Origin of the sequence: Sodalis sp. RH21, assembly GCF_047324175.1 — a bacterium.
In the GTDB taxonomy this organism is placed as follows: Bacteria; Pseudomonadota; Gammaproteobacteria; order Enterobacterales; family Enterobacteriaceae; genus Acerihabitans.
In genome coordinates this window covers 3,427,833-3,447,596 of sequence record NZ_CP178732.1, presented here as the reverse complement: position 1 = coordinate 3,447,596, position 19,764 = coordinate 3,427,833, and the positions used below count along the sequence as shown (strand labels likewise).

The 19,764-nt window shown below is 60.7% G+C and carries 18 protein-coding genes; 11 read left to right on the top strand and 7 right to left on the bottom strand.

The window, feature by feature from the left end; all coding sequences use genetic code 11:
* Window positions 1-233: 233 nt before the first annotated feature.
* The 6 genes from ACL2XP_RS15770 to ACL2XP_RS15745 are packed head-to-tail and all read left to right on the top strand — an operon-like array spanning window position 234 to window position 7,249.
* Window positions 234-1,100 (top strand): alpha/beta hydrolase family protein, encoded by an 867-nt coding sequence (locus tag ACL2XP_RS15770; RefSeq protein WP_413733758.1) that lies wholly within the window; start codon window positions 234-236, stop codon window positions 1,098-1,100.
* 6 nt (window positions 1,101-1,106) lie between these two features.
* The gene (locus ACL2XP_RS15765; RefSeq protein ID WP_413733757.1) at window positions 1,107-2,228 is read left to right on the top strand and encodes a C45 family autoproteolytic acyltransferase/hydolase; all 1,122 of its coding nucleotides are present in this window, start codon (window positions 1,107-1,109) and stop codon (window positions 2,226-2,228) included.
* Between the two features lie 43 nt (window positions 2,229-2,271).
* Entirely contained in the window at window positions 2,272-3,828 is a 1,557-nt protein-coding gene (locus ACL2XP_RS15760) for an ABC transporter substrate-binding protein (protein ID WP_413733756.1), read from the top strand.
* A gap of 15 nt (window positions 3,829-3,843) precedes the next feature.
* Window positions 3,844-4,788 (top strand): ABC transporter permease, encoded by a 945-nt coding sequence (locus tag ACL2XP_RS15755; RefSeq protein WP_413733755.1) that lies wholly within the window; start codon window positions 3,844-3,846, stop codon window positions 4,786-4,788.
* The gene (locus ACL2XP_RS15750) at window positions 4,785-5,603 is read left to right on the top strand and encodes an ABC transporter permease (RefSeq protein ID WP_413733754.1); all 819 of its coding nucleotides are present in this window, start codon (window positions 4,785-4,787) and stop codon (window positions 5,601-5,603) included. The genes ACL2XP_RS15755 and ACL2XP_RS15750 overlap by 4 nt, the downstream gene beginning before the upstream one ends.
* Window positions 5,603-7,249, top strand: coding sequence for a dipeptide ABC transporter ATP-binding protein (locus ACL2XP_RS15745; protein ID WP_413733752.1), 1,647 nt, complete (start codon window positions 5,603-5,605; stop codon window positions 7,247-7,249). The genes ACL2XP_RS15750 and ACL2XP_RS15745 overlap by 1 nt, the downstream gene beginning before the upstream one ends.
* Here ACL2XP_RS15745 and ACL2XP_RS15740 read toward each other — a convergent pair.
* From ACL2XP_RS15740 to ACL2XP_RS15715, 6 genes are all read right to left on the bottom strand, one after another.
* Window positions 7,246-7,944 (bottom strand): SDR family NAD(P)-dependent oxidoreductase, encoded by a 699-nt coding sequence (locus ACL2XP_RS15740; RefSeq protein ID WP_413733750.1) that lies wholly within the window; start codon window positions 7,942-7,944, stop codon window positions 7,246-7,248. The genes ACL2XP_RS15745 and ACL2XP_RS15740 overlap by 4 nt on opposite strands.
* Before the next feature lie 34 nt (window positions 7,945-7,978).
* Entirely contained in the window at window positions 7,979-8,461 is a 483-nt protein-coding gene (locus tag ACL2XP_RS15735; protein WP_413733749.1) for a YhcH/YjgK/YiaL family protein, read from the bottom strand.
* Window positions 8,458-9,684, bottom strand: coding sequence for a sialidase family protein (locus tag ACL2XP_RS15730; RefSeq protein WP_413739180.1), 1,227 nt, complete (start codon window positions 9,682-9,684; stop codon window positions 8,458-8,460). The genes ACL2XP_RS15735 and ACL2XP_RS15730 overlap by 4 nt, the downstream gene beginning before the upstream one ends.
* Window positions 9,685-9,707: 23 nt before the next feature.
* Entirely contained in the window at window positions 9,708-11,126 is a 1,419-nt protein-coding gene (locus ACL2XP_RS15725) for a sodium:solute symporter family protein (RefSeq protein ID WP_413733747.1), read from the bottom strand.
* Between the two features lie 92 nt (window positions 11,127-11,218).
* Complete coding sequence (locus ACL2XP_RS15720; protein ID WP_413733746.1) at window positions 11,219-12,106, bottom strand: dihydrodipicolinate synthase family protein; 888 nt, start codon at window positions 12,104-12,106, stop codon at window positions 11,219-11,221.
* Window positions 12,107-12,151: 45 nt separating this feature from the next.
* Window positions 12,152-13,288 (bottom strand): iron-containing alcohol dehydrogenase, encoded by a 1,137-nt coding sequence (locus ACL2XP_RS15715; protein ID WP_413733745.1) that lies wholly within the window; start codon window positions 13,286-13,288, stop codon window positions 12,152-12,154.
* Window positions 13,289-13,524: 236 nt separating this feature from the next.
* Between ACL2XP_RS15715 and dtnK the strand changes: the two genes are divergently transcribed.
* The 4 genes from dtnK (at window position 13,525) to alkB (ending at window position 17,432) form a co-directional block, all read left to right on the top strand.
* The gene (gene dtnK, locus ACL2XP_RS15710; protein ID WP_413733743.1) at window positions 13,525-14,826 is read left to right on the top strand and encodes a D-threonate kinase; all 1,302 of its coding nucleotides are present in this window, start codon (window positions 13,525-13,527) and stop codon (window positions 14,824-14,826) included.
* The gene (locus tag ACL2XP_RS15705) at window positions 14,819-15,799 is read left to right on the top strand and encodes a D-threonate 4-phosphate dehydrogenase (RefSeq protein WP_413733742.1); all 981 of its coding nucleotides are present in this window, start codon (window positions 14,819-14,821) and stop codon (window positions 15,797-15,799) included. Before dtnK ends, ACL2XP_RS15705 begins: the two co-directional genes overlap by 8 nt.
* A 54-nt stretch (window positions 15,800-15,853) precedes the next feature.
* On the top strand, window positions 15,854-16,630 hold the full coding sequence (locus ACL2XP_RS15700; RefSeq protein WP_413733741.1) for a DeoR/GlpR family DNA-binding transcription regulator: 777 nt from the start codon (window positions 15,854-15,856) through the stop codon (window positions 16,628-16,630).
* Between the two features lie 154 nt (window positions 16,631-16,784).
* Window positions 16,785-17,432: a DNA oxidative demethylase AlkB gene (gene alkB, locus ACL2XP_RS15695; RefSeq protein ID WP_413733739.1), complete on the top strand. Its 648-nt coding sequence runs from the start codon at window positions 16,785-16,787 to the stop codon at window positions 17,430-17,432.
* Window positions 17,433-17,544: 112 nt separating this feature from the next.
* On the opposite strand, the gene hutC is transcribed toward alkB, so the two are convergent.
* Window positions 17,545-18,300 (bottom strand): histidine utilization repressor, encoded by a 756-nt coding sequence (gene hutC, locus ACL2XP_RS15690; RefSeq protein ID WP_413733737.1) that lies wholly within the window; start codon window positions 18,298-18,300, stop codon window positions 17,545-17,547.
* 307 nt (window positions 18,301-18,607) lie between these two features.
* Here hutC and ACL2XP_RS15685 point away from each other — a divergent pair, with 307 nt between their 5' ends.
* Window positions 18,608-19,741, top strand: a complete 1,134-nt coding sequence (locus tag ACL2XP_RS15685; RefSeq protein WP_413733735.1) for an alpha-hydroxy acid oxidase — start codon at window positions 18,608-18,610, stop codon at window positions 19,739-19,741.
* Window positions 19,742-19,764 lie beyond the last annotated feature (23 nt).

The window sequence follows — 19,764 nt, the reverse complement described above, 5'->3', positions numbered from 1 at the left end:
AAACACCGCCGGCATAATAAAACGCTATGGATAAACGGGCGCTATTACCGGTGCGTTGTGGCCGAAAATCAGCGGGTTAGGCGGGTATTCCCGCAGCAGTCCACCCTATATTACCGATAACTGTGACGGCGGCGATAGTTTTTGCGCATATTTATCCAATTAAATTGGCGCCAATTTTGGTTTTATGTTTGAATGAAAATCACTCTTCACCCGGTAATTTCTTCAGGTAAAAAATGGCTCTCGACGACACCCAATTGGCGGAGACCCGCGGCCGGGCGCTCTATCAGCGCGGCCAGACCACTATTTTCGCCAGCAGGCAGGACCCCCGTTTTGCGTATTGCATGTATGTTCCGCCCGATTTTGACGAAGATCCCGCCGGCCACCGCCTGGCGGTGGTGATGCACGGCACCGGGCGCAGCATGACCGCCTACCGCGATGCCTTTGCCGAATTCGGCCGCTACAACCGCTGCGTGATCCTGGCGCCGCTGTTCCCGGTGGGACCGCTGCGGGACGGCAACTCCCATGGTTTCAAGTACATCATCGAACAGGAGATCCGCTACGACCAGGTGCTGCTGTCGATGGTGGATGAAGTCGCCGAATCCCTTGGCGCCCCGTTCGAACGGTTTTTGCTGTTCGGTTATTCCGGCGGCGGCCATTTCGTGCACCGCTTCCTTTATATCCATCCCGAACGCCTGCTGGGCGTCTCCATCGGCGCGCCGGGTTCCGTCACCCTGCTTGATGAACAACAGGACTGGTGGGTAGGGGTGCGCAATTTTGAACAAATGTTCGGCAAGCCGCTGGACTATGCCGCCCTGCGCCAGGTGCCGGTGCAGCTGGTGGTGGGCAAGGTGGATCTGGAAACCTGGGAAATTACCCACCGGCCGGGGGGCAAATATTATATGCCGGGCTGCAATGATGCCGGGGCGACCCGCATTGAGCGCAATACCGCGCTGTATAACAGCCTGCTCGGGCACGGCGTCGATGCGCGGCAGGACATTGTGCCCAACGTCGGCCACGACGGGATGAAAGTGCTCGATACCGTTAAAGATTTTTTTCTGCGCGTGCTGCGCAGCAATCGTCCCGCGTTTGAACCCCGTTAAGGAGACATGATGTCGCAGACTACCCCTTTCCCGCTGGTAACCGTATCCGGCAACGCCCATGAACGCGGGCTGCAGTACGGCGAAATCGCCCGCGACCGCATCCGCCTGAGCGTCGAGCTCTACGGCGATCAGCTCCAGGAGCTGGGATTAAGCAACGCGCAGCGTGCCGAACTCATTAACGCCTTCAGCGCCATCATCAGCGATTTCGACGCCGACTACCTGACGGAAATGACCGGTATCGCCGCCGGCGCCGGCGTGCCGCTGGAGGGTATCGTGATGATTAACGCCCGCACCGAAACGATCGCCAAGGCCCGGCTGCTGCAAGAGCGGCGCGAAGCCCATGACGATAATATCAAGGACGGTTGCAGCGGCGCGGTGATTTTGCCGCAGCGCAGCGCCAGCGGGCAGTTAATCCACGGGCAGAACTGGGACTGGCGCGCCGAATGCGCCGAGAGCTCCATCGTATTGAAAGTGCACCGCGAGGACGGCCCGGATTATCTGACCTTCGTTGAAGCCGGCGGCCTGGCGCGCAGCGGCGTGAACCAGGCGGGCCTGGCCATCACCGCCAACTACCTGCGCTGCGAGCGCGACTACCGCCAGTTCGGCGTGCCGATTTCGCTGATCCGCCGCAAGGTGCTGGAACAGCGGCATATGGCGCTGGCGATGCGGGTGGTGGCCGTCACGCCGAAATCCTGCTCCAACAATATGATGCTCAGCACCCGCGAGGGTTTCGCCATCGATTTTGAATGCGCGCCGGATGAGTCTTTCACCCTTTATCCCACCGACGGCATTCTGGTGCACGCCAATCACTGGGAAAGCGAGACGGCGAAAAGCAAGATCCGCGAATTGGGCGTCGGCACCTCCCCCGATACCCTGTACCGTTCCTGGCGGGTGAATCAATTGCTGCGCGACAAACCCAAACTGAGCGCCGACGATCTGAAAAACGCCTTTTTCGACGACTTCGGTTCGCCGTATTCGGTATGCCGGCCGCCGCGTCCCGGTTTTCAAAGCGATCTGTCGGCCACCGTGGCGATGATCATTATGAACTCCACGGAGGGCACGATGGACGTGGCGCCGCTGCCGGCCATCAACCGCGAATTTACCCGTTATTCCCTGGCCCTGTCCTGACAGCCGCCGTTCAAACGAAAGTTCACGACCCATTGAGGATACTATGAAGCAGATAATTGCGTGTATCGTTATGCTCCTGCCGGGAATGATGGCGGCCCAGGCCAGTGCGGCCGACAATAGCGTCATTCGTTTTGCGTTGAACCAGGACATCCGCAGCAGCCAGCCGGGCGTCAACCGCGACGGCAATACCGACGACGTGCTGATGCACGTGGTGGAAGGGCTGGTGGGCTACCGGGAAGACGGCACCGTCGGCCCGATGCTGGCCGATTCCTGGGACGTGCAGGACGGCGGCAAAAAATATGTGTTTCACCTGCGCAAGAATATCAAATTCCATAACGGCGATACCGTGGGCGCCCAGGACGTGTTGTGGAGCTGGCGGCACTGGAACGACCCGAAAACCCAGTGGCGATGTCTGCGGGAATTCGACGGCAGCAGCCAGATCAACGTTACCGCGGTGAGCGCGCCGGACGACAGCACGGTGGTGATGGAGCTGGCGCAGCCGGTGGCCCTGTTCCTCGATACGCTGGCCCGCACCGATTGCGGCGCCGCGGCGGTGATAAGCCCCAAATCCGTGGACGGGCAGGGCAACTGGATCAAACCTGTCGCCACCGGCCCGTTCACCTTTGATAACTGGAAGCACGGCGAATACGTGTCGCTCAAGCGCTTTGACGGCTACAGCTCCCGCGCCGGCGCGCCGGACGGGTTTGTGGGCGGCAAACGGGCGCTGGTGAACGAAGTGCGCTTTATGGCCGTGCCGGACGCCGCCACGGTGAAAGCCGGGCTGCGCTCCGGGGCGGTGGATGTCGCCCAGGTCAGCCCCATTGACGCGTCGGACCTGAAAACCGACCCGAATGTGGCGGTGGCGGTGGCCCCCAACGCCCAGCGCCATGCGCTGCTGATCCAAACGGCGGACCCGCTGTTGAAAAACGTGAAGCTGCGCCAGGCGATCGCCTCGGCGCTGGATACCGAACAGATTGCCCTGGGCACCAGCGAAGGGCTGGCCACGCCGAGCAATTCCAATATCTCGGTGGCCTCCGGTTATTATAAAGAGGCGGAAAAGCAGGGCTATAAATATGACCCCGCGCGCACCAAACAACTGCTGAAAGAAGCCGGTTATAAAGGCGAGACGCTTGAAATCATCGCCAATAAACGCTCCACCGTGCCCAGCTTCGATATGGCGGTGATCGTGCAGGCGATGCTGCAGGCCGCCGGCATCAATGCCAAAATCACCACCATGGAGTGGGCGACCCAGCTGGAACGCTACCAGGCCGGCCGCTACCAGATGATGACCTTTACCTATTCGGCGCGCTTCGAACCGGCGCTGGCGTTCGAGCAAATCAACGGCGACAAGGCCAAGCAGCCGCGCAAGGTATGGGACGATCCCCAGGCCAACAAACTGGTGGACAGCCTGGCCTATGTCAGCGACATCCAACAGCAGCAGGATATCGTCGATCGGTTGCACCGGATGATGATCGATCAGGTGCCGCTGATTATTTTCTATCCGGGCCTGGATATCATCGCGCACCGCAAAGTTGTCGAAGGCTACAAACCCTGGCTGGCGGCCGCCGCCCGCCTGTGGAATGTATCCCTGAAGTCATAGCGGCAAGGAGACGTCATGCTGAGTTTTATTTTCAGGCGGGTGGCGTCGGCGATTCCGACGCTGCTGCTGGTAACGGTGATCGTGTTCCTGCTTACCCGGCTGGTGCCCGGCGATCCGGCCCTGCTGATGCTCGGCGATCTGGCCACCGAAAGCAGCCTGGCGGATCTGCGGCATAGCATGGGGCTGGACCAGTCGCTGTTCACGCAGTTCTTTATCTGGTTCGGCCAGGTGCTGCACGGCAATTTCGGCCATTCCATTCAGAGCGGCCAGGCGATATTGCCGCTGATCCTCGACCGGTTCTCCGTCACCATGAGCGTGGTGCTGGCGGCGGTGGTGGCGGCCTCGCTGGCGGCAGTGCCCTTCGGCATGCTGGCGGCTTGGAAGCAAAACACCCGCCTCGACGTCGGCCTGGTGATGTTCTCGACGTTTCTGTTGTCGATACCGAGCTTTTGGATGGGGCTGCTGATCCTGATGTTTTTCGGCCTTAAGCTCGGCTGGCTGCCGGTGGTGGGGTATGTTTCAATCCGGGAAAACGCCGGGCAGGGCGTGCTTTACCTGCTGATGCCGGTGCTGACCCTGGTGCTGGTGGAAGTCGGCGCGCTGGTGCGCATGATGCGGGCCAGCACCCTTGAAGTGCTGCGGCTGGATTATGTTACCCACGCCCGCGCCAAAGGGCTGCGCGAGCGCACCGTGCTTTCCCGCCATGTGTTTCCCAATGCGTTTGGGCCGACCTGGACGCTGATCGGCCTGACCCTCGGCAATCTGCTGAGCGGCGTGGCGGTGACCGAAACGGTCTTTAGCCTGCCGGGGCTGGGCCGGCTGCTGGTGGACGGCATCTATGCCCGTGATTATCCGGTTATCCAGGGATGCATGCTATTTATCGCCGGGATCTATGTCTTGACCAATCTGGTGATAGACGCCCTTTATCCGCTATTTGATCCCAGGGTGGTCGCTTCGTGAAACGCTCAATATTTTTAGCGCCCAACGCCCTGCTGGGCGGATTGATGATCGGGATTATCGTCTGCGCCAGCGTCGTCGGCTTTTTCTGGACGCCGTTCGACCCCAGCCGGATCAATATCCTGGCCCGGCTGCAAGGTCCGGGCGCCGCGCACTGGTTCGGCACCGACGAATATGGCCGCGACGTGCTCAGCCGCATCATGCTCGGCGCCAGCGCCAGTATCAGCATTTCGGTGCTGACGGTGTTTTTCGCGCTGCTGGCGGGGATTGTGCTGGGTTTGCTGAGCGGCTATCTGCGCGGTATTACCGACCGGGTCATCATGATGATCACCGACACGCTGCTGGCGTTTCCGGGCATCCTGCTGGCCCTCGGCCTGCTGAGCATTCTGGGCAGCAACCGCTACGGCATTATCCTCGCCCTGGGGCTGGCCTATACGCCCTCGGTGGTGCGGGTGGTGCGCGGCACGGTGCTGGGCTTGCGCGAGACCGATTTTGTCCACGCCTCGCGGGTCATGGGCCATCGCGAAGGGTTTATCCTGCTGCATCATATTCTGCCCAACTGCATCGCGCCGCTGACGGTATTGGCCACCTCCATGCTGGGGTGGGTGCTGATTTCCGAAAGCGCCCTGTCATTTCTCGGACTCGGCGTACCGCCGCCGGAGCCCACCTGGGGCAATATGCTGGCGGCCAGCCGCACCTATCTTTCCCAGGCGCCCCATCTGGCGCTGCTGCCGGGGTGCTGTATTTCCATTGCGCTGCTGGGCGTCAACTTGCTGGGCGACGCGCTGCGCGATTATCTTGACCCGAGGATGCAATAATGAATAACGCTGCGCAGCCTCTGCTGGAAGTCAGTGGCCTGACCATCGCGGTGCACGATCGCACGGTGGTGAACGGCATCTCCTTTAGCCTCCAGCCCCGGGAAGTGCTGGCGGTGGTCGGCGAATCGGGCAGCGGCAAAACCCTGGCGATGCGTTCGCTGATGGGGCTGCTGCCGTCCAATATTGTCCGCCGGGCCGAACGCCTGCGCTTCGGCGGCCAGGATTTGCTGGCGCTGGATGCCGAACAGCTGCGCCGGGTGCGCGGCGCGGGTATCGGCATGGTGTTCCAGGAGCCGATGACCTCGCTCAATCCGGCCATGAATATCGGCCGCCAACTGGATGAAGGCCTGGCGCTGCATACCGCGCTGACGCCGCAGGAGCGCAAACAAAAGATTATCGCCATGCTGCATCGCGTGGGGCTGGACGGCGGCGAAGCGCTGTTGGCCAGCTTTCCCCATGAATTTTCCGGCGGGATGCGCCAGCGGGTGATGATCGCCTCGGTGATGCTGCTGGAGCCGCGGCTGATTATCGCCGATGAACCCACTACCGCGCTGGATGTGCTGGTGCAGCACGAAGTGATGAGCCTGATGCTGTCCCTGACCGCCGAGCAGGGCAGCGCGGTAATCCTGATCAGCCACGATTTGTCGATGGTGGCCAATTACGCGTCGCGCATCATGGTGATGGAACAGGGCGCGCTGGTGGAGCAGGGCGAGAGCCGGCAATTATTGGCCGAACCCCGCCATCCCTATACCCGCCGGCTGCTGGACGCGATGCCGATCAGGAAAGCGCCCGCCGATCGCCGGTCATTGCTGTCCGCCGCGGCGGTGCTGACATTGAGCAACGTGGTTATCGAATATCCGGGGCAGAAAAAATGGTTTAAACCGGGCCGCGTGATCCGCGCGGTCAACGGCGTCAGTTTTAATGTGCGCCGCGGGGAAACGGTGGCGCTGGTGGGCGCCAGCGGTTCGGGAAAAACCACCATCGGCAAAGCCATCGCCGGCATGCTGCCGGTAAGCGGCGGCTCGCTGCTGTTCGAGGGCCATGACGTCAACGGCCATGACCCGCAGTTAAAGCGCCGCTGGCGCCTGGCCTGCCAGATTATTCAGCAGGACCCTTATTCCTCCCTCAATCCGCGCATGAAAATCGGCCAGATCCTGGAGGAGCCGCTGCGGGTATTTAATGATACCAGCCGCGCGCAGCGCCTGGCGCGCATCAAAGAGGTGCTGGCCGAAGTCGGCCTGGAAAGCTTTTTTATCGACCGTTATCCCCATCAGCTCTCCGGCGGCCAGCGCCAGCGCGTGGCCATCGCCCGCGCCGTGATCCGCAAACCGGCTTTTATCGTCGCCGACGAGCCGACCTCGGCGCTGGATATGACGGTACAAAAGCAAATCCTCACGCTGCTGCGGCGTTTGCAGACCAGCTATGGTTTCGCCTGCCTGTTTATCACCCACGACCTGGGGGCGGTGGAACAGATTGCCGATCGCATCATGGTGATGGAAAAAGGCCAGTTGGTGGAAAACGGCTGGAGCGACGACGTGCTGGATCGGCCGCAGCACGACTATACCCGGCGGCTGCTCACCTGCCTGCCCCAGCTTAAACTGCTGGCGAACGGCGGTTATCAGCTGGCGGCGCCCGCCGAGAGTTAAAGCGACGCGCCGCCGCAGATCGTCAATTGCTGGCCGGTAATGGCATCGGCGGCGGGCGACAACAGGTAGCCGACCAGATCCGCCACTTCATCCGGACGGATATAGCGGCCGATGGGGGGGAGCCTGGGGGGCGATGCCCGCCGCTCCGGCCGGTTGAGCATCGGGGTGTCGGTGGCGCCCGGCGCGACGATATTTACGGTAATGCCCTTGGGCGCCAGCTCCGCCGCCCAGCTTCTCGCCATGCCTACCAGCGCGGATTTGGTGGCCGCATACTGGCTGCGTCCCGCCGCGCCCGACGAAGTCCGGCTGCCGATCAGCACGATGCGCCCGCCGCGGGGCAATTTCGCCATCAGCCGATCGGCCAGGATTTGCGCCGCCTCGATATGCAACCGCCATAGCCGCTGGCTGAGCGCCGCATCCAGCTCGCCCAGCGGCGCCGCGCACATCATGCCCGCGGCATGGATCACCGCATCGACGCCGTTAATCCCGGCAAGTACCCGGATCAGCGCCGGGGTATCGGTGACATCCACGGCGATCCCCCGGAACGCCGGATGGGAGTGTGGCGCCGGCGTGCGCGCCAGGCCGGTAACGCGCCATCCCTGCGCCAGCAATTGGCCGGCGATGGCCGCGCCGATCCCCGAACTGGTACCGGTGATCACCGCATGGCGCTGGTGCCCTGTATTAATGGTGTCCATAGGATAAATTCAGCTCACAAGAAGAAGCCCGGCGCTACGCCCGGCCGTTATCGTTCAGTAATCGCCGCGGCACTTTAAATACCGCTTTTCTGACCGCCGCCGGCTGCCCCGCCGCGCACAGCGCCTGATGGGCTTCACCGGGGTAGAAGGTGACGAAATCCCCCGGCCGCAGGCGGATTTGGTTAGCCAACCGCGGGTCGGCGACGATATACAGGTCGGGCTTGCGTTCCTCGGCCGCCGCCGTGCGCGCGTCGGCCAGGTCGAAACCGATAATTTCCTCGCCGGCCAGCACCACCTGGATATCCAGGTAATGCCGGTGGAATTCGGTATGGCGCCGTTCCGGCGGCTCGGTCATCGACGTGCCGATATTCACGAACCAGGCCGCGTCCGCCGGCTGATAGCGGCCGTCAGGCATGGCGCACAGCGCGTCGAACCCCAGCTCGGGCCGCTCCAGTATGGCCGATAGCGCCGGCGGCAGCGTCGCCAGCGGCAGGGCATTAAGGTTGCCGGTTATCATAATGTTTCCCTCGCTAAGCCGGCCCGGGTTACCCATTGCTCATTAACGCAGACATATTTAATCGCCTGGCGGTGATAGGTGAAGGCAATATGCAATTCGCCGTGAATACCCTGTTTGATGCTGGGGTAGGAAAATTCCCGATTGAGCTTGTGCCGGGAGTTATTGGTCATGCAGTAGCCGTCGCCCTCTTCCAGGTTACGCTGCCAGGGCCAGCTTTGACCGCCATCGGCGGAAATCGCCAGGGTCATCGGCGCGCGCGGCGCTCCCCAGAAGGCGCTTTTGCCCGCCGCCGCCGGGGCGATGGCCGCGGTGTCGTCCCCGGCCTCGCCGCCGGCGTCATAGTCATCGCCATCGTCTTCGATTTCGTCATACAGCGAAAGGCGGCGATCGCGGGCATCCGCGGCGCTCATGGCGTTAAATACCAGCGCCAGATGCTGGTTGGCCAGAGTGATCACCTGGATGGATGAATTGTTATTGGGCAGCGCGGTGGGCTGCGGCGCCGACCAGCTTTGCCCGCCGTCCAGCGAATGGCTCTGGTAGATAAAATCCGCCCAGCGGCTGCGGAACAGCGCCAGCAGGCTGCCGTCGGCCAGCGGGGTGATATTCATATGCACACAGCCAAGGCTTGCGGGCACCGGGCAATCCTGCCAGCTCTTGCCCTGGTCGCGGGAGATTTTTACCGCGCTGTCATCAAAATTACCCAGCCATTTTTCCCCCGGCCGGCTGCGGCAATAGAACACCGGCAACAGCCAGTCGCCGTTGGCCAGTACGGTAATCGGCTGGCGGATAAAGGTGCCCGGCCGATCCAACAGGACGCCGATGGGCCCCCAGGTATGGCCGTTATCGCGGGACTGCCGGTAACGGACGATGGCGGTGTCCTGATTGCCGGCTTTTTGCGCGGTGTACAGCAGCCACAGCACGCCGTCCGGCGCCAGGAACAGCACCGGGTTTTGCTCCGAACGGGTCGGGTCGTCCGAGACTTTTTCCGCCGCCGTCCAGCAATCGCCGCCCGCGTCCAGCCGGGACAGGTAGATGGAAATATCCGCTATTCCCTCCTGGGTGCCGCCGAACCAGGCGCAGAGCACGTCGCCGTCGGGCAGCGCCAGCAGATTGGCCGCATGATTCTGTACGCAGGGGGAGGGCAGCATCGCCTCCCGGCGCTGCGCATCTTCCGCGGCGGGGGCAATTTTGCCGTTTAAGGCCATCGTCGTTTCGCTCATCATTGCACTCGTCATTGCACTCATTATTACACCCCGGTTTTCTGGATCAGGGAGTCGCTACCCGGTTTTTTCAGCGCTTTATTCGGAATCAGGCTATCTATGGCCATAATGATCGCCGGGGTGGCCAGCGCGATATACATGTTGTTGATACCAAAGGGATCGCCGAGCACATACCATACCGAGGTGACCACGCAGGCGCCGATCAGGCTGGCATTGGCGCCGCGCGCGCTGCGAAAGAACGGCAGATAGAACGCGATCATCGCCACCACCGAAATCGACAGGCGAATGGCGCGGGTGAAGAACGACAGTTTAAGCACCTCGGGCACGAACAGCACGAATATCAGCGGCAGAAAGCCAATCAGCAGCGATACCCAGCGGGTCATATGAAATTCCTGCTGCTGGTTCGGGTTGCGGTAAGGCACGTAAAAGTCTTTGATAATTAACGACGTAATGGCCAGGGCGACGGTACTGACGCTGACAAAGATCGAGGCGATAAGCGAGGTGGCCACCACGCCGGCCAGCCAGGGGTTCATATCCTGCAAAAACACCGGCAGGGCATACAGGCTCTTAATGTCGGGATGGAGGAATTTCGCCGCGACGCCGATGATCGCGATGGCCAGGGCAATCGGCACGCAGAAGAAGAAGGCCACCCAGGTGGATCGCCTCGCCGCCTGGGCATTTTTGGTGGAGCAGATGGCCTGGATCACGAACTGGGTACAGAAGATGGAGCCGATGGTGCCGATCAGCCAGGCAAAAATGGTGCTGGCGCCAAAATTACCGTCCCAGGTCCAGTAGTAATGGGGCATTTTTTCGATCATGGGCGAAATTCCGCCGGTCATATACAGCGCCATGCCAAGAATAATCATGATGCCGATATATTTCATCCCGCTGTGCAGCATCGTCACCCAGGCGATGCCCTTCATGCCGCCAAAGGCGAAATAAAAGGTGCTGACAATCGCGGTGATAATCGCGGCCACGGGCAGATTGACTTTTAACACCGTGGAAATTGCCGCCGCGCCGCTGACATAGTTGCCGACATTCACCAGGAACAGCGAATAAATCATGATGATGGAAATAATATTTTTGGTGGTGGTGCCGTACTTTTCCGCGATGGCGGCGGAGATGGTGATTTTACCGGTATTATAAATGCGTTTAACCAGCAGCAGACCAAAAATGGGGAAGCCGATGGCCGCGCCCAATATCGACCAGGAGGCGGCAAAACCATCTTCAAACGCCGCCTGGGCGGTGCCGACGGTGGACTTGGCGCCGATGTATTCGGACATTAACAGCACGCCGACGATAAACGCGGGCATTACGTTCGAACCCCGCATAAAATCGGCATTGGTTTTACTTCTTAATCGATAGGTCAGCCAGGTGGTAAACAGGATATAGGCAATAACGATACCCACGATTATCAGGGTATCCGCGGCGGTAAATTCTTTCATTTTATTCCTCGCGAAACGGGTAATGAAATCCCTACCGCCCCGGACGCCAGGCGGTATGTTTATCTTGCAAAATCAGCTACATTTACGCTATTTCATTGCAGGGCGAAGCGGTTTATCACCTCGATGATTTTGGCGGTATCCTCCGGCGTAAACGCCACCGGATAACGGCTGTCGCCCACCTCGAAGCCCAGCAGGGCGACCGCTTTTTTCACCACCGCCGGTGAAAAGGCGATGCTGTATAAATCGGTACGGATCTGGTTGATCTGGTTTTGTATTTCTTCCGCCCGCGCCTGATTGTGATCAATCACATTGCGGTAAACGGCGTTGACTTTATCCGGGATAATATTGGCGATACCGGAAATACAACCGGCGCTGCCGGCGACAAAGCCCTTGAGGATTAACGAGTCGGGCCCGGTCAGTACGTCAAAATCATTAAATTGCCTGCTGACCTGGTGAAAACAGTCCAGGCTTTCCCAGGAGCCGGCGCTGTCCTTGATGCCTTTGATATTGGGATGATCCGCCAACGCCGCGGCAATCTCGGGGGTAATGGTATTGCCGGTGCGCGCCGGAATATTATAAAGATATACCGGCACCGTCAGCGCATCGGCCACCTGGCGGTAATGGTTTATCAGCTCCGCCGGGCGCAGCGCCGCGAACCAGGGCGTGATTACGGACACCGCGGCGATCCCCAGATCCTGCACCTGCTTGCCCAGGCGGATGGTGGCGGCGGTGGATATTTCGCCGATATGGGTCATCACCCCCGCGGCGCCGGCGGCCGCTTCCAGGCAGGTGGCGGTCACGGTGATTTTTTCCCGTTCGCTCAACGCGAAAAACTCGCCGTTGGTGCCGTTGCAAAAGATATTATTACCGGCGGCGGCCTGGCGTTTAACCTGCTGGCGCAGGGCTGCAACGGCCAGTTTTCCCTGTGGGTCAAAGGGAGTAATTATGGCGGTATATACTCCGGTTATTTTTGTCATCATCATCTCTTCGTGTAATAGGTTCGAATGTCAATAGCGTCGGTTTGTTTAGCGAATCGCGTGATAAATGCTGAAAATCTGTTCCCGGGTCACCGCCGCGGGCACATTTTTAATCAACCGCTGGACGTCAATCGCCGATTGGGCGAGATAAGGTATATCATCCGGCGAAATAGCCAGCTGCGACAATTTCAGCGGCAAATCCAGGCGTTGGACCAACGCGGCCAGGTAATCCACCAGCGCGCGGGATTTTTGATCGTCATCAAGCGTGGCGTCGCCGTCGGCCAGCAGATCGTAGACCCGGGCGAATTTTTGCACCGCGGACGGGCGAACAAAGGCCATGCACGGCGCCAGTAAAATCGCGTTGGCGATGCCGTGGGCGATATGGTATTTCCCCCCCAGCGGATACGACATGGCGTGGACCAGGTGCGTACCGGCATGGGCGATGGCCGACCCGCCGTAGTAAGACGCCCACAGCATATTCAGGCGCGCTTCCAGGTTATCCGGCTGGCTGGCCGCGGTTTCGATATTGGCGAATAATTTTTTCATGCCGGTCAGGGCGACATTATCGCTGACCGGATTGGCGCAGGTGGCGGTGAAGCATTCCAGCAGGTGGCACAGGGCGTCAATACCGGTTGAAGCCGCGATGCGCGCCGGCATGCTGGTGGTCAGCTCCGGGATCAGCGCCACATAATCCGGAATCATCACCGGAGAAATAATGCCGATTTTGGTCTCTTGTTCCGTAATCGCCAGGATGGCATTGGGCGTCGCTTCCGACCCGGTGCCGGCGGTGGTGGGAATTAGCAGGCTTAACGTTTTATAACGTGGTTTTACGCCCGCCAGCAGGCTGTCCAGGGTAATCTCAGCGTCGCCGGCGCATAATAAAGAGAGTAATTTCGCGACATCCAGCACGCTGCCGCCGCCGATGCCAATCACCATATCCGCCCGCGTTTCCCCCAGCCCGGCGACGATGCGCGCCACATCCTGCCGGCTTGGCTCGGGCGGCACGCTATCGATTAACGTCACCCCGGCGGCGTTGGCATGCACCTGGGCCAGTAAGCGGGCCGCCGCGGGCAAACCGACGATATTGTTGTCGGTGACCACCAGCACCCGGCGTTTCCCCGCCAGCAGATAACCGATATCGTTTAACGCCCCGTAACCGCTGATGATAGTGCTGTCGATATTCATCTCGCTTGCCTTACCTCTCTATATGCATGTGGCGGTCGGCAGGGTGTTATTCTGACCGTTGCCAAGGCCAATTGCGTAAATTCAATCACAATGCGTTACTTTAAAACCGCTCATGGGCTATTTTATAAGATAATTACGCTTAAGATAATTTGAAGTTGCTCACAGATAATCAAGTATGATTAAATATAATCGTAATCTCGATTGATAGCCATGCGATACCGACACAAGGAAAAAGTATGCCGCCCAGGCTACAGCAAGCAGAAATTCTGGTGATTGCCGATGATTTTACCGGTGCGAATGACGCCGGCGTCGGCCTGACCCGCCGCGGGGCGCGGGTCAACGTGCTGTTCTTGAATAGCCGCTTACCCGCCGGCGGCCGGGCCGATGCCTGGGTCATCAGCACCGATAGCCGCGCATTGCCCGCGGCGCAGGCGGCGGAACGGGTGGGGGATGCGGTGCGGCAATGGCGCGCCGCTGCCCCTGCCGGCTGGATATATAAGAAGATAGATTCCACCCTGCGCGGCAACCTGGGGGCCGAAATAGAAGCGGCGCTGACTGCCGCGGACGCGCCGCTGGCCATTATCGCCGCGGCGACCCCCGCCATGGGCCGGGTGACCCGCCGCGGCCAGTGCGAAATCCACGGCCAATTATTGACTGATACCGAGTTCGCCAGCGATCCGAAAACCCCCGTAGCCACTTCATCCATCGCCGAACGCATCAAGCAGCAAAGCTCCCTGCCGCTGGCTCAACTGGATCTGGCGGCGGTGCGCGGCGGCGGACTGGCGCTGCGGCTGGCCGCCCTGGCGGAGCAGGGATGCCGGCTGGCGGTGCTCGACGCCGTCGCCGACGAGGATTTGCGCCGGATCGCCGCGGTATTGCCGCAATTACCTTTTAAGCCGCTGCTGGTGGGGTCGGCAGGCCTGATCGAGCAGTTGGCGCGGGACTTTTGTTTTACCCCGCCGCCGCCGTTGCTGGCGGTTATTGGTTCGATGAGCGAGGTCGCCCGGCGGCAAATCGATCATGCCCTTGGCCACACCTCGGCCCAACGGGTGGATATCGATGTATTGCGCGTATTCGGCCGGGACCAGACGTTATTTATCGACCAATGCGCCGCCGCCGTCAGCGCCGTACTGGCCCAGGGCCGGCATTGCGTGATCAGCACCTGCCAGGATGGCGGCCAGCGCCGGCGGATAGAGGACTTTTGCCGGCAAAACGACGTCAGCCGCCAGCAGTTGGGGGAGGGGATTTGCCTGATGCTCGGCCGGTTAACGCGGCGGATTATCGACCGGCAAACCAGTGATGGGAAAACCATCGGCGGGCTTTATTTGAGCGGCGGCGATGTCGCCATCGCCGTGGCGAGCGAACTTGGGGCCACCGGTTTTGCGATCGGGGGGCAAATCGCCTCCTGTGCGCCCTACGGCCGTTTATTGGGCGGCGTGGCGGAGAAGATACCGGTTATGACCAAAGCGGGAGGTTTCGGCAGCGAAACCACGCTATCAGACATTATACGTTTTATTGAGGAGATGCCGCGTGACTAAAATTATTGCAGTAACTATGGGAGACCCGGCGGGTATCGGGCCGGAAATTATTATCAAGGCATTGGCCGAAGGCGAATTTTCCGGTGCGCCGGTGGTGGTGGTGGGGTGCGCGTTTACCCTGCGGCGCATTCTGGCGTTGGGCATCACGCCTCCCGCCGAGCTCAGGATTATCAGCCGTCCCGATGAAGCGTATTTCGCCCCCGGCGTAATGAATGTTATCGATGAGCCGCTGCGAGACCCGGAGGGTCTCAAACCCGGCGTCGTGCAGGCGCAGGCGGGGGATCTGGCCTATCGCTGCGTGAAGCGCGCCGCGGAGCTGGCGCTGGCGGGGGAGGTGCAGGCGATAGCCACGGCGCCGCTCAATAAGGAGGCGCTGCATGCCGCCGGCCATATTTATCCGGGGCATACCGAACTGCTGGCCAAGCTGACCCATAGCCGCGATTATGCCATGGTGCTGTATACCGATCGGCTAAAGGTGATTCATGTCTCCACCCATATCGCCTTGCGCAAATTCCTGGACACCCTGAGCCGCGAACGTATAGAAACGGTGATCCGGATGGCGGATACCTTTCTCAAACGCGTCGGTTTCAGCCATCCGCGCATCGCGGTGGCCGGGGTTAATCCGCACGCCGGCGAACACGGCCTGTTTGGCGATGAGGAGATTAATATCGTCAATCCGGCGGTGGCCGCTATGCGCGCCCAGGGACTGAATGTGGCCGGCGCCTGTCCGCCCGATACCGTGTTCTTGCAAACCTATGAAGGGCAATACGACATGGTGGTGGCGATGTATCACGATCAGGGGCACATCCCGCTGAAATTGCTGGGGTTTTATGACGGCGTCAATATTACCGCCGGGCTGCCTTTTATCCGCACTTCGGCCGATCACGGCACGGCGTTTGATATTGCCTGGACAGGCAAGGCCAAGTCTGACAGCATGGCGATATCAATAAAATTAGCCATGCAGTTGGCCTGATGCGCGGCCAGAGTTAATGAATATCGCGTTAACCCATATCATTAAACGGACACTATGACAGGACAAAGTCGTTTGGATCAGATTATGGATTTCCTTAAAAGCCATAATCTGGTTACCGTGGAACAGTTGGTCGCGGCGATTGCCGCCTCGCCGGCCACCATCCGCCGCGATCTGATCAAACTCGACGAGCAGGGGGTTATCAGCCGCACCCATGGCGGCGTCACGCTCAACCGGTTTATTCCTTTCCAGCCGACCACCAACGAAAAACAGCAGCGCAATCTCATGGAAAAACAGGTGATTGCCGAACTGGCGTCGAGCTACGTGCGCGCCGGGGACGCGGTGGTGCTGGATGCCGGCACCACCATGCTGGAACTGGCGCGCCACCTGACGCATTTGCCGCTGCGGGTCATCACCTCGGATCTGCATATCGCGCTGTTTTTATCCGAATTCAAGCAAATCGAAGTCACCGTGACCGGCGGGCGTATCGATGACACCAGCCAATCGTGCATCGGCGAGCACGGCCGCCTGATGCTGCGCAAAATCTACCCGGACGTGGCGTTTATCAGCTGCAACTCCTGGAGCCTGGAAAAAGGCGTAACCACCCCCACGGAAGATAAATCCGCGCTTAAAGCGGATCTGGCCGCCCATGCGGCGCGGCGCATCCTGCTGGCCGATAGCAGCAAATACGGCGCTTATTCGCTGTTTTGCGCCATGCAGCTCGCGGAACTCACCGATATCGTTACCGATAACGGCCTGAGCGCGGAAGCGGTGGAGCAGCTGAGCCAGCTGCCCGCTAAACTGGTGCTGGCGGGCAGCGCCTCCAGAAGATAAACGCCGGGGCCGGACCGGCATTTCCCTTTATCCCCCCTGGCGGTTTAACTTATCCGCCCGCTGGGGCGCGTCTGTAGGATCAGCGGCGCGGCGTATGCTGGACAATCGGCGCCGAATAGCTAAAATAAAACTGTATGCCTATACAGGGGTTGCTATGACCATCGATCTTTTTGAAGACGCCATGCCCGCGCCGTGGCGTGAACAAATCGCCCCGGGGGCGGTGGTGATGCACGGATTTGTGCGCAATCACGGGCCGGAACTGCTGGCGGCGGTGAACGGCGTGATCGCCCGGGTGCCGTGGCGGCACATGACCACGCCGGGAGGTTACACCATGTCGGTGGCGATGAGCTGGTGCGGCAACGGCTGGACCAGCGACCGCCGCGGCTATCGCTATTCGGAACGGGACGCGCAAAGCGGCAAACGCTGGCCGCCCATCCCCGATATTTTAATGGCGCTGGCGGACGAAGCGGCGCAGCAGGCGGGCTTCGCGCCGTTTGTGCCCGACTCCTGCCTGATGAACCGCTACGATCCGGGCAGCAAGCTGTCGCTGCATCAGGATAAAGATGAGCATGATTTCGGCGCGCCGATTGTGTCGGTGTCGCTCGGCCTGCCGGCGGTGTTCCAGTTCGGGGGATTGCAGCGCGGCGATAAAACGCAGCGCATCCCGCTGGCGCACGGCGATGTGGTGGTGTGGGGCGGCCCGTCGCGGCTGTGCTTCCATGGCATCCTGCCGGTCAAAGAAGGCTACCATTCGCTGGTCGGGCCGCACCGCATCAACATCACCTTGCGCAAGGCGCTTTAGCCGCGGCCGTTTCGCCGCCGCGCTCGCCTGGAGGCTACGTTCGGTTAAATAGCCGGACAGCAGGCCCAGCACGCTCCATATAATCACCTGGATGTAGGCATCATGGCGGGGATTAGCCATGCCGGATAAAACTGCCGTGCAATTGATGGCGCGCGCCGGGATACAGCAGTTTGGTATAGGTCACCAGCGTATTCTGGTGCCGGGTATGGCGGCTGATCAGCAGGCACGGATCGCTTTTCTTGATGGCCAACAGCTTGCATTGCGCGGCCGTGGGCGCCACGGCTTCGATAATATGCTCGCCGGACGTGAGCGGCGCGGCCTGGTTAAGATAGATATAGGGGGTTTGTCGTACGTAATCCTGCAACAAATAATCCGGCGCCATGGCGGGATTGACCCAGCGCTCTTCCAACTGGACCGGGATGGCGTTTTCATAATGCACTATCAGGGAGTGAAACAGAGGGTTCCCGGGAGTAATCGCAAAGGTCTCCGCCAGCGCATCGTCCGCGGGCGCGGCGCTGAGCGTTACCACTTTGCTGGTATGCGCATGGCCCCGGCCGGCGATCTCGTCCGAGATATTATGCACTTCCATAATCGTGGTATGGACCTTCAGTTCGGCAACATAGGTCCCCACCCCCTGCATCCGCAGCAGATAGCCTTCGCTGGCAAGCTCGCGCAGCGCGCGGTTAATCGTCATGCGGCTTACGCCCAGTTCATCCACCAGCTGGTTTTCGGAGGGAATGCGCTGGTTGGGTTTCCAGGCGCCGTTGGCGATCTGGCTGATAATGGCCTGTTTTACCCGCTGATACAGCGGCGCCGGTTGCACCCCCATCGATTCGGTCAGTTGCGTAATCTTTGTCGGCCCGGTCATCCCGCCACCTCATCACTTTCAACGTTAAGTTTAGTGTACTGGTAACAATTGTAGATGTATATACAAGCACCAGGCGGAGCTATCCTGTCTACACGACCAATCAGGTCTGCACAAACCCGGTGCGGTTGCTGCCCCGGCAAGGGGAAACGCGCGCTGCGCTTGTCCGCGGCCGGCGGCTATCGCCGGCGGCGCCTGGTGAAAATCGCTGCCTGATGTGGCATAGTCATTGCATTACTTGTATATACAAGCAAATACCGCGCCAGGCGCCATGGCCGCGTCCGCGGCGTGTTCTAAACAGGGTACCGAGATGATCGTGAATCTGGAAGATTACCGCCGGCGGGCCAGGCGCGTTTTGCCGGCTTTTGCCTTTAATTACGTCGACGGCGGGGCGGACGATGAGCTGACCCTGGCGGATAACCGCGCGGCGTTCGCCCGCTGGCAATTCGTCGCGCCGGTGCTCAAGGATGCCAGCGTCCGCAGCCTTGCCGTACGGCTGGGCGATACCGCGCTGGCCGCGCCGTTGCTGATTGCGCCTACCGGCTATAACGGCATGTTGCGCCACGGGGCGGATCGGATGCTGGCCCAGGCGGCCGCGCGCGCCGGTATCGCCTGGATACAAAGCACCGTGTCCACCGCGTCGCTGGAGGACATGGCCGGCGGGGCGCATTGGTTTCAATTGTACGTCCTTAAAGACCGCCGGGTGACCGTCGATTTGCTGCGCCGCGCCAGGGCGGCGGGCTGCACCAACCTGGTGGTATCGGTGGACGCCGTTCATTTCGGCAACCGCGAGCGCGATAAGCGCCATTACCGCAAACCGATGAAACTGTCCCTGGCCAGTTATCTGAACGTGGCGCGCCATCCCGGCTGGGTATTGCGCACGCTGGCACCCGGCGGCATGCCGGGCTTCGGCAACCTGCGCCCCTATCTTCCGCCGCCATACCAGCGCGGGGTGGGCGGGGCGACCTATTTTGCCCAGCAGATGGATGATGCGCTGAATTGGCAAACCCTGGCGTGGATCAGGTCGTTATGGCAGGGCCAATTATATGTGAAAGGGATTATGACCGTCGAGGACGCCCAGGCGGCCATGGCGCTGGGGGCTGACGGTTTGATGTTGTCCAATCACGGCGGGCGCCAGCTGGACGGCAGCGCCAGCCCGCTGGCGGTGCTGCCCGCCGTCAGGCAGGCGTGCGGCCCGCAGGCCAGGATTCTGATCGATGGGGGCATCCGGCGCGGCACCGATATCATCAAGGCGCTGGCGCTGGGGGCCAATGCGGTGTTGGTCGGCCGGCCGATGCTTTATGCGGTGGCGGTGGACGGCGAAGCCGGGGTGGCCCGGGCGATAAGCTTGCTGACGCAGGAAATCGATCGCACCCTGGCGCAGCTCGGTTGCCGCAGCCTGGACGAACTGGGGCCGCATTTACTTCGCCGGCGCGAAACCTGATGGCCGGCGGCCCGAGGCAAAAG

What these genes read in the sequence shown, in the direction of transcription:
- hutC (WP_413733737.1), bottom strand. Translation starts at nt 18,300, where the DNA reads ATGACCGGGCCGACAAAGATTACGCAACTGACCGAATCGATGGGGGTG.
- ACL2XP_RS15700 (WP_413733741.1), top strand. Translation starts at nt 15,854, where the DNA reads ATGACAGGACAAAGTCGTTTGGATCAGATTATGGATTTCCTTAAAAGC.
- ACL2XP_RS15685 (WP_413733735.1), top strand. Translation starts at nt 18,608, where the DNA reads ATGATCGTGAATCTGGAAGATTACCGCCGGCGGGCCAGGCGCGTTTTG.
- ACL2XP_RS15715 (WP_413733745.1), bottom strand. Translation starts at nt 13,288, where the DNA reads ATGAATATCGACAGCACTATCATCAGCGGTTACGGGGCGTTAAACGAT.
- alkB (WP_413733739.1), top strand. Translation starts at nt 16,785, where the DNA reads ATGACCATCGATCTTTTTGAAGACGCCATGCCCGCGCCGTGGCGTGAA.
- ACL2XP_RS15765 (WP_413733757.1), top strand. Translation starts at nt 1,107, where the DNA reads ATGATGTCGCAGACTACCCCTTTCCCGCTGGTAACCGTATCCGGCAAC.
- ACL2XP_RS15745 (WP_413733752.1), top strand. Translation starts at nt 5,603, where the DNA reads ATGAATAACGCTGCGCAGCCTCTGCTGGAAGTCAGTGGCCTGACCATC.
- ACL2XP_RS15755 (WP_413733755.1), top strand. Translation starts at nt 3,844, where the DNA reads ATGCTGAGTTTTATTTTCAGGCGGGTGGCGTCGGCGATTCCGACGCTG.
- ACL2XP_RS15735 (WP_413733749.1), bottom strand. Translation starts at nt 8,461, where the DNA reads ATGATAACCGGCAACCTTAATGCCCTGCCGCTGGCGACGCTGCCGCCG.
- ACL2XP_RS15720 (WP_413733746.1), bottom strand. Translation starts at nt 12,106, where the DNA reads ATGATGACAAAAATAACCGGAGTATATACCGCCATAATTACTCCCTTT.
- ACL2XP_RS15740 (WP_413733750.1), bottom strand. Translation starts at nt 7,944, where the DNA reads ATGGACACCATTAATACAGGGCACCAGCGCCATGCGGTGATCACCGGT.
- ACL2XP_RS15760 (WP_413733756.1), top strand. Translation starts at nt 2,272, where the DNA reads ATGAAGCAGATAATTGCGTGTATCGTTATGCTCCTGCCGGGAATGATG.
- ACL2XP_RS15730 (WP_413739180.1), bottom strand. Translation starts at nt 9,684, where the DNA reads ATGATGAGCGAAACGACGATGGCCTTAAACGGCAAAATTGCCCCCGCC.
- ACL2XP_RS15770 (WP_413733758.1), top strand. Translation starts at nt 234, where the DNA reads ATGGCTCTCGACGACACCCAATTGGCGGAGACCCGCGGCCGGGCGCTC.
- dtnK (WP_413733743.1), top strand. Translation starts at nt 13,525, where the DNA reads ATGCCGCCCAGGCTACAGCAAGCAGAAATTCTGGTGATTGCCGATGAT.
- ACL2XP_RS15725 (WP_413733747.1), bottom strand. Translation starts at nt 11,126, where the DNA reads ATGAAAGAATTTACCGCCGCGGATACCCTGATAATCGTGGGTATCGTT.